The 1,331-nt window shown below is 51.4% G+C and carries 1 protein-coding gene; it reads right to left on the minus strand.

The features are described from left to right. The coding region (locus tag E5987_RS12715) for an aspartate ammonia-lyase (RefSeq protein ID WP_160336437.1) at positions 1-1,331 on the minus strand (1,331 nt) is incomplete at both ends.

Raw genomic sequence — 1,331 nt, forward strand, 5'->3', positions numbered from 1 at the left:
GGATTGATCAGGTTCTGAGTGTTGAAGATGGCATCCCATTCAGCCTGTGTGAGCAGGTGCTGTTCATCAACAACGATCTGATGCAGAGACTTGCCGGTTGTGTAGCCTTCCTTAGCGATGGCGGCGCACTTCTGATAGCCGAAATGCGGCTTCAGCAGTGTGACGATACCGATGGAGTTCATCACATATTCCTTGCAGCGTTCTGTATTAGCTGTTACACCGTCAACAAGTTTTGTACGCAGTGTGTTGCAGGCGTTGGTCATAACCTTCATCTGTGTGTACAGAGCGTAGGTGATCACCGGTTCCATAACGTTCAGTTCGAGCTGGCCGGCAGATGCAGCAAGCATGACTGTTGTGTCAAGACCGATAGCGAGGAAGCTTGCCTGGTTGGCAACTTCAGCAGCAACCGGATTGACTTTGCCCGGCATAATGGAAGAGCCCGGCTGGAGCTGAGGAAGATTGATTTCCTTCAGGCCGCAGCGAGGACCGGAGGCAAGCAGACGGATGTCGTTGCAGATCTTGGTCATCTTAACGGCGAGGCCCTTGATCGCAGAAGACAGTGTCTGGTAAGCGCCGCAGTCGCTTGTTGCAGCGATCAGGTCAGCACTGTTCTTGAACGGCATGCCGGTCAGTTTGGCAAGGTTGTTAACAGCAAGTTCCGGATAGCCGGGAGCAGCTGTCACTGTTGTACCGATAGCGGTAGCGCCGAGGTTAACAACGAGCAGATGTTTCTGAGCTTCTTTCAGGTTTTCGATTTCGTCGTTCAGAGTGAAGCCCCAGCCGTGGAATTCCTGGCCGAGTGTCATCGGAACAGCGTCCTGAAGGTGAGTACGACCCATCTTCAGAGTCTGGTCAAATTCCTTAGCTTTTGCATACAGAGCGTCGCGCAGTTCTTCAGCAGCCTTGATCAGGATGTTGGAGCGGAACATGCAGCTCAGATGAATAGCTGTCGGGTATGTATCGTTTGTGGACTGACCGAAGTTGGCGTCATTGTTCGGGTTGACGATGGAGTAGTCACCCTTCTTGCCGCCGAGGTGTTCGATAGCGAGGTTAGAAATAACTTCGTTGGCATTCATGTTGGTGGAAGTGCCTGCACCGCCCTGCAGCCAATCTGTGATGAACTGGTCGCGATACTTTTCAGTATTGTTGATGAGCTCATCGCAAGCCCAGATCATGGCGTCAGCAACTTCGGGTTTAACAACGCCGAGTTCCTTGTTAGCCATTGCAGCCGCTTTCTTAACGTAAGCGAAAGCGATGATGAAGTAGATTTCCTGATTGTTATTTTCTTCGGTGATGAAGAAATTTTCTTTACCGCGAAGGGACTGAACGCC

The organism is Parasutterella muris, assembly GCF_009767915.1.
GTDB classification, from domain to species: Bacteria; Pseudomonadota; Gammaproteobacteria; order Burkholderiales; family Burkholderiaceae_F; genus Parasutterella; species Parasutterella muris.